The 1,268-nt window shown below is 62.4% G+C and carries 1 protein-coding gene; it reads right to left on the bottom strand.

Features of this window, described 5'->3' with window-relative positions:
- Positions 1-32 precede the first annotated feature (32 nt).
- Positions 33-1,204, bottom strand: a protein-coding gene (locus KYK83_RS17020; protein ID WP_222829092.1) for an IS3 family transposase whose coding sequence is annotated in 2 segments (ribosomal slippage) — positions 33-952 and positions 952-1,204 — 1,173 coding nt in all. Because the reading frame shifts where the segments join, the coding sequence is not laid out codon by codon here.
- Between the last annotated feature and the right edge of the window lie 64 nt (positions 1,205-1,268).

The raw sequence follows: 1,268 nt of genomic DNA, 5'->3' as shown, positions 1-1,268 counted from the left end.
TGACGTGACCCCCAGCTTTCCCCCAGCTGGGATTAGAGCCGGGCGGTTGTTTTGCGCATCAGCGCGGTTGAAGCAATGGGCTGCGTAGCGGAGCCCGTAGGGCGTAGCGAAGCAGGCCATTGCTTATCGAGTTCGGCGGCGAACGCCGCCGGTGTTGCGTAGCCAAGGGACGAGTGCGGTCTCTCGCGGTTGTAGTCCTCGATCCAGGCAGCGATCTCGACCCGGGCATGGGCAAGGCTCATGAACAGGGTCTCGTTGAGAAGCTCGTCGCGCATGCGGCCGTTGAAGCTTTCAACGTAACCATTCTGCATCGGCTTCCCCGGAGCGATGTAATGCCACTCCACGCCGATCTGGCCGCACCATGCCAGAACGGCATTGCTTGTGAGCTCGGTGCCATTGTCGCTGACGATCATGCCCGGCTTGCCTCGCTGGGCGATCAGCTGGGTCAGCTCGCGCACGACACGGTGCCCCGAGATCGAGGTATCCGGCACCGCGGCCAGGCACTCCCTGGTCACATCATCGACCACATTGAGCACCCGGAACCGTCTGCCAGAAGCCATCTGGTCATGAACGAAGTCGAGGCTCCAGCGCTGATTCGGCAGGGCCAGCACCGGAGCAGGTGCCCTGTTGCCGACAGCACGCTTGCGGCTGCGTCGCCGCCTCACCGCCAGACCTTCCTCCTTGTAGAGCCGCTGGGTCTTCTTGCGGTTGATCATCACGCCCTCCCGGCGCAGCAGGATATGCAAACGGCGATAGCCGAACCGACGACGCTGGTTGGCCAGCTCGCGCAGCTTCTCACGCAGCGCACCATCGTCGTCCCGGATGGAACGATAGCGCACGCTCTTGCGATCGGCATCGATGACACGGCACGCCCGCCGCTCGCTCATCCCATGACACGCCTGGAGATGAGCAACAGCTTCCCGCTTCGCAGCGGGCGTCACCACTTTTTTGCCAGAAGGTCTTTCAATGCAGCCTGATCCAGCATGGCATCGGCCAGTAACCGCTTAAGCTTCGCGTTCTCGCTCTCGAGCTCCCGCAGGCGCCGGGCCTCCGATACCTCCAGCCCGCCATATTTGGCCTTCCAGTTGTAGATCGTCGCTTCCGAAACCCCGTGCCGCCGCGCCAGATCAGCGGTCTTCGCGCCCGCCTCCGCTTCCTTCAGCACGCCAATGATCTGCTCTTCTGAAAACCTCTTGCGCTTCATCGTCTGTCCTTCCTTCAGGCCAGACTCTAATCGCTCGTGGAGGAAAATCAGGGGGTCACGTCAC

Source organism: Qipengyuania pacifica (genome assembly GCF_019857205.1).
Classification (GTDB): Bacteria; Pseudomonadota; Alphaproteobacteria; order Sphingomonadales; family Sphingomonadaceae; genus Qipengyuania; species Qipengyuania pacifica.
The sequence above is the reverse complement of the archived record's forward strand: the minus strand, read 5'-3'. Positions and strand labels throughout refer to the sequence as shown.